Source organism: Gemmatimonas sp. (assembly GCF_044345575.1).
Taxonomy (GTDB): Bacteria; Gemmatimonadota; Gemmatimonadetes; order Gemmatimonadales; family Gemmatimonadaceae; genus Gemmatimonas.
In genome coordinates this window covers 1-5,292 of sequence record NZ_JBIJAW010000232.1, presented here as the reverse complement: position 1 = coordinate 5,292, position 5,292 = coordinate 1, and the positions used below count along the sequence as shown (strand labels likewise).

The window sequence follows — 5,292 nt, the reverse complement described above, 5'->3', positions numbered from 1 at the left end:
ATGGAAGACACCTTGGCCCACTTGGGCGAGGTCGTGCACCCCGACCTGACGGCCGACAAGAAGGCCGGCACGATCAGCATGCTGCAGAACACCTTCGGCAACATGACCCCGGAGGCGCGTGCCACCTGGGCTAACGCCCAGGCCAACATCGCGCTCGGCTACCTCCTGCTCATCGCCAGGAGCGAAGGTCTCGATACGTCACCCATGCTCGGCTTCCAGGCCGATCAGGTGAAGCAGCTGCTGGGCATCCCCGCCCACGCCACCGTCACGGCGCTCGTGGCCCTCGGCCACGGTGCCGACGACGGATTCCGCTCCCACCGGCATTCGGTGGACCGCATCGCCACATTTCGCTGATGCCCCTGTCGCATCTCCCGGTCTTTCCGCTGGGCGTCGTGCTCTACCCGGGCACGGCGCTGCCACTACACCTCTTCGAACCGCGCTACCGGCAGATGCTGGCCGATGTGCGCGCCGGTGATTCGCGGTTCGGTATTGTCACCGGCATCTCCGGGGTAAGCGAACGCGACCTGCCACGCGGCCGCATGGGGTGCGTCGCCGAGGTCACCGACGTGGAGATGATGCCCGACGGGCGTGCCAATATCGTCGTGCAGGGGCGCGAACGATTCGCGCTCGAGGAATTCGTGGAGAGCGACGCGCTGTATCACGTCGCATCGGTGGTGGAGGTACCGGACATTTCCACCACCAACGCCGTCGCGCTGGCGGTGGCGAGCGACGATGTGGTGCAACACTTCCGGCAGGTGGTGAAGGCCGTGCACGCCATCAACGGCGAGAGCGGACCGATGCCCACACTCCCCGACGATCCTCGGCAACTCGCCTGGACGATCGCCTCGATGGTCGACTTCGACCTCGACGCGCGCTACAAGCTGCTCGCCGAGCGTGATCCCGCGGCCCGCCTGTCCACGGTGGATGCGGTGCTGAGGAAGGCGATACCCGAACTCGAATTGCAGGCGGCGCTCAGAAAGCAGAGTTGAGAGACGAGACGGCGCCGCGACGGGCGCCGCGTGTCGGGCTGACAGCTGCCCCGTTCAGGGTTGAGGGTCGTGGGTAGAGGGTTATGTGTTGGTGTTGCACCCACCCACAACCCTCAACGCACGACGCTCAACGTTGAACGGGCGTGCCGTCAGTCGCCCAAGCGACCTCCATCGCGGCGACCTCATGTCTCACGTCTCACCTCTCCTACGACCCGATCCGCCCCATCCGCGGCTCATGCAATCGCCGCCCGCCGAGGTACACGGTGATCGTCACCACGACCGCGGCCCCCACGAGGGCGTAGAGCGCGCTCGGCCCAACCCCGTCCCCGCCCCCCTGCATCATCGGCTCGGCAATGGCCGTCATCCACTTCCGCACGCTCAGATACTGAATGGCCTGGAACGTCTCGCTCAACGCGCCTTCCCAGAACAGCACGTAAATGAGCCCCACCACCAGCGAGCGGCGCGTGAGCAGCGCGAGCAGGGTGAACAGCGACGCATAGGTCACACCCCCGTAGAACACGGCCACACTGTACGCCGTCACGATCCCCTCGGGATCACTGAGCCCCACGGCGACGAACCCCGACGCGAACACCGACACCGCGGCGAGCAGCCCGGTGAGCAGCGCGGCGAAGAGCAGCCGCGACAGCACGATCCACCAGCGTGGCGTGGTGGTGGTCACGATGTACAGCAGCGTGCCGTCGTCGGTCTCGGCGCTGAACGCACTCGTTCCCAGCAGCAGTGCGATGAGCGGCGTCGCGAGCCCCGACACGATCGTATCGAAACGCGCGAGCAGAAAATCCACCGGATCACCCGACAGCGCCCCACGGCTCGCGAAGACGAGCGAGAAGAGCACCGGAAGCGCGAGCACTGCCAGCACCCCGATGATCAGCAACGGCGATCCGGTGCGCGCCCACGCGAGCCGCATGAGCACGAGTGCCGTGCGCACAAACGACACGCGCCCGAATGCCGGAGCGGCAGGAGAAACCGTATTGGTCGCCATCAGCGCTGCACCAGGTACGCGAACACGTGTTCGAGGGATTCGTCGGTGGGCAGGACCTCGTACAGCGTCACCGCGGCGCTGGCCGCGGCCTGCACGAGCAGACGGGAAAACGCCGTGTAATCGGTGGTGCGCACGTTAAGCGCATCGGCCCCATCCACCTCCACGCCCATCACCGCGGGCTGCGTGACCAGTCGCGACGCCAGGGCGCGCACATCGCTCGCGCGTATGCGCACCGTGTGCGGCCGGTCGGTCATCATGCGGCGCAGCGTGCGATGATCCCCGCTGGCCGCGAGCCGACCCGCCAGCATGACCAGAATGCGTGAGGCCACCCCCTCGATCTCCTCGAGGATATGACTCGACAGCAGCACCGCCGTGCCCGCCTTCGCACGCGCCTCGAGCAGCTGCATCATGTGCAACCGTTGCCGTGGATCGAGCCCGTTGAAGGGTTCGTCGAGCAGCACGAGTCGCGGCTGCTGCACCAGCGCGGCGGCCAGCTTCGTGCGCTGCCGCATTCCCTTGGAGAAGCCGGCCACGGCCCGATCAGCCACCGTGTCCATCTCGACCATCTCCAAGGCAGCCTGCGCGGCGGCCCGCACGTTGGTGAGCCCAAGCAGTGTCGCGCGCGCCTCCACGAAGGCACGCGCGCTCAGCATGCCCGGCAGCGCTTCGCGCTCGGGCACCAGCGCCACGTGCCGGAAGATCGCCGGGTTGCGCACCGGCGTCTCACCGAACACCCGCACCGCGCCACCGCTCGGGCCCATGAGTCCCGCCGCCAGCTGCAGTAGCGTGGTCTTGCCGGCGCCGTTGGGGCCAAGCAATCCCGTAATGCCCGGCTCCACCACGGCCGACACGTCATTTACGGCCACGACATCCCCGTACCAGTGCGATACGTGGTCGAACACCAGCGGAGTGGCCGACACACTCACGGCGCTCATACGCTCACCCGACGCACGCGCCACACGAGACCGGCGCACGCGGCGCAGCCGAGCAGCGTGAGCTCGGCCACGTGCACCCACACACTCGGCGGCGGCGTGAGCTCCATCCAGCGCTTGGTCTCCCCGAACAGCTGCATCGCCGTGGTGCGCAGCGTTTCCATGGGGTCGAGCATCTTGGTGGTGGCTTCCGACATCCCCGCGAGATCCTGCAGCCCCTGCGAAATCACGACCGTGGTAAGGAACGTGCCGATCACAGCGGCCGTGGCATAGGCGCGACGCGCGGTGAGACTCGACAGGAACGCACTGACGCTGCTCATCACCCACGCGAGCAACGTGGCGAACAGCAGGATGGGGCCGATCGTGTTGCCCATCGTCGCGAACGTGGCACCGGGGTCCTTCGCCACACCGATTTCGCCCAGGTAGAGAATCACGAGAGGAGCGAGCGCCACGCAGAACATCGCCGTGAAGAGCGACAACAGCCGCGCCAGTGCATACTGCGTGCGCGTCACATCGCGCGTGAGCATGAGCGGCAGGACGCGGTGCTGCTGATCGCGACAGAGCATCTCCGGCGCCTGCGCGGCGCTGAACAGCAGGAACAGCACCACCTGCGCGCCGATGATATTGGCGTAGGTGATGGGAAGCTGCCCCTGCGTAGCACCGCTCGCCGCCACGCTCGCAAGCGCAGGCAATGAGGTCACCACCGTCACGAACACCGGCACCACTTTCGCCTTGAAGGGGCGGCCTAGGCCGAACATCGCGCGGAACCCCTGCCAGAACAGGGCGCGGAACGCACCGCGAGCCCCTTCTCTGGCGCCGTCATAGCGGCGATAGCCAAGATCGTGAATGGTCGAGGCGTTCGTACCGGGCGTTGCAGTGCCGGAAATCTCAGGGCGTGTCATTTACGCCGCTCCCGCGAACAGGTCCTGCAGATGTCCACGACGCCGTTCGAGGCGCAACACGCCCACGTTGGCCGTGAGGGCCGCATCGCGCACGACCGTGTACGCCTGCTGCAGATGCTCGGGGGTAGTGCTCACTGGCAGCTCCACCATCACCCGCTGGCGCTCCGGCTGCACGGCGAAACCAGCGGCTGCCACGGTGTCCACGAACGTGGCCACGGCCGCATCGTCCCCATCGAGCTCCACCACCAGCGTGCCCGTCTCGCTCGTGAGCGCACCCACGGGCGCCGCGCGCAGCAGCCGCCCCTGCTCGATCAACACGATGCGCTCGCAGATGCGCTCGAGTTCCCCCAGCAGATGCGACGACACCAGCACCGAGATGCCGAACTCGCGTCCCGTGCGACTCACCAGCGCCAGCATCTCGTCGCGCCCATCGGGATCGAGCCCGTTGGTGGGCTCGTCGAGAATGAGCAGCCGCGGGTCGTGCACGAGCGCCTGCGCCAACTTCACGCGCTGCGCCATGCCAGTGCTGTAGCCACCCATGGGGCGATACCGCTCCTCGAACAGCCCCACGTGCCGCAGCACCTCAGCCGCGCGCTCACGCGCGGCGGTCGCCGGCAATCCGCTGCATCGCGCCATGAAGCTCACGAACTCGGCGGCGCTCATATCCGGCGGCAGGCAATCGTGCTCGGGCATGTAGCCCACCAACGCCCGGATCGCCCCCCGCTCACGTACCACATCGTGCCCCATCACCTCGGCCTCCCCATCGCTCGGGTCGACCAGACCCAGCAGGATCTTCACGAAGGTGCTTTTGCCTGCGCCGTTCGCGCCGACGAGCCCCGTGATCCCCGGCTCCACCTGCACCGTCAGCGCATCGAGCGCCGTGACGGCGCCGTAGCGGCGGGTGAGGTTGCGGGCGGTGATGAGGGAATCGGCCATGCGGCAGAAAATGGAAAGGGCGAACGAGCGTCGAGTGGAATGTGCAGACTGTTCCACCCCTACGGCAGTTGGGCGGCCGGGGGTTCGCGGCGACACGCGCGGATGATAGGATTCACGCACACGACAGGGGCGTCCCGCGGTGCGGGGCTGAGAAGCACCCTTTGAACCTGACCCAGATCATGCTGGCGTAGGGAGTCGCGGCCGACCGAGGCGTCTGGTGCCCGGCCTGCGCTGCTGCCTGCGTCCGCAGGAGACTCCATGCAGCGAACGTCGTTGAGTCCGGCCGACGCGCTCAGCGCACTCCGCGCCGAAGCGCCACTCACGCAGTGCATCACCAACTACGTGGCGATGAACATCGCCGCCAACACGTTGCTCGCCGCCGGGGCAGCCCCGGCGATGGTGCACACGGTGGAAGAAAGTGGTGCGTTTGCGCGGATCGCCCGCGCGGTGACCATCAACATCGGGACGCTCTCCCCCGCGTGGGTGGACGGCATGCGGGCAGCCGCGACTGCAGCCAACGAGGTGGGCACGCC

Annotated in this window: 7 protein-coding genes and 1 riboswitch; of the genes, 3 read left to right on the top strand and 4 right to left on the bottom strand. The window is 67.5% G+C overall.

All coding sequences use genetic code 11. The features are described 5' to 3' along the window. A partial coding sequence (locus ACIQ6O_RS12380) for a nitroreductase family protein (protein ID WP_396208100.1) occupies window positions 1-354 on the top strand: 354 nt, incomplete at its 5' end. Beyond that, on the top strand, window positions 354-989 hold the full coding sequence (locus ACIQ6O_RS12375) for an LON peptidase substrate-binding domain-containing protein (RefSeq protein WP_396208099.1): 636 nt from the start codon (window positions 354-356) through the stop codon (window positions 987-989). The genes ACIQ6O_RS12380 and ACIQ6O_RS12375, both read left to right, overlap by 1 nt. 205 nt (window positions 990-1,194) lie before the next feature. On the opposite strand, the gene ACIQ6O_RS12370 is transcribed toward ACIQ6O_RS12375, so the two are convergent. Genes ACIQ6O_RS12370 through ACIQ6O_RS12355 form a run of 4 tightly spaced genes read right to left on the bottom strand, consistent with a single transcriptional unit; the run spans window position 1,195 to window position 4,759 of the window. Continuing rightward, the gene (locus ACIQ6O_RS12370; protein WP_396208098.1) at window positions 1,195-1,989 is read right to left on the bottom strand and encodes a hypothetical protein; all 795 of its coding nucleotides are present in this window, start codon (window positions 1,987-1,989) and stop codon (window positions 1,195-1,197) included. Beyond that, window positions 1,989-2,924: an ABC transporter ATP-binding protein gene (locus ACIQ6O_RS12365; RefSeq protein WP_396208097.1), complete on the bottom strand. Its 936-nt coding sequence runs from the start codon at window positions 2,922-2,924 to the stop codon at window positions 1,989-1,991. Before ACIQ6O_RS12365 ends, ACIQ6O_RS12370 begins: the two co-directional genes overlap by 1 nt. Beyond that, a complete protein-coding gene (locus ACIQ6O_RS12360; RefSeq protein WP_396208096.1) occupies window positions 2,921-3,823 on the bottom strand; it encodes an ABC transporter permease in 903 nt (300 codons plus the stop codon). The genes ACIQ6O_RS12365 and ACIQ6O_RS12360 overlap by 4 nt, the downstream gene beginning before the upstream one ends. Next, window positions 3,824-4,759, bottom strand: a complete 936-nt coding sequence (locus tag ACIQ6O_RS12355; protein WP_396208095.1) for an ABC transporter ATP-binding protein — start codon at window positions 4,757-4,759, stop codon at window positions 3,824-3,826. A gap of 115 nt (window positions 4,760-4,874) precedes the next feature. Further along, window positions 4,875-4,970: riboswitch (TPP riboswitch) on the top strand. A 47-nt stretch (window positions 4,971-5,017) separates the two neighbouring features. Here ACIQ6O_RS12355 and ACIQ6O_RS12350 point away from each other — a divergent pair. Continuing rightward, window positions 5,018-5,292 (top strand): hydroxyethylthiazole kinase (locus tag ACIQ6O_RS12350; protein ID WP_396208094.1); only part of this gene is annotated, 275 nt, incomplete at its 3' end.

What these genes read in the sequence shown, in the direction of transcription:
- ACIQ6O_RS12375 (WP_396208099.1), top strand. Translation starts at nt 354, where the DNA reads ATGCCCCTGTCGCATCTCCCGGTCTTTCCGCTGGGCGTCGTGCTCTAC.
- ACIQ6O_RS12370 (WP_396208098.1), bottom strand. Translation starts at nt 1,989, where the DNA reads ATGGCGACCAATACGGTTTCTCCTGCCGCTCCGGCATTCGGGCGCGTG.
- ACIQ6O_RS12365 (WP_396208097.1), bottom strand. Translation starts at nt 2,924, where the DNA reads ATGAGCGCCGTGAGTGTGTCGGCCACTCCGCTGGTGTTCGACCACGTA.
- ACIQ6O_RS12360 (WP_396208096.1), bottom strand. Translation starts at nt 3,823, where the DNA reads ATGACACGCCCTGAGATTTCCGGCACTGCAACGCCCGGTACGAACGCC.
- ACIQ6O_RS12355 (WP_396208095.1), bottom strand. Translation starts at nt 4,759, where the DNA reads ATGGCCGATTCCCTCATCACCGCCCGCAACCTCACCCGCCGCTACGGC.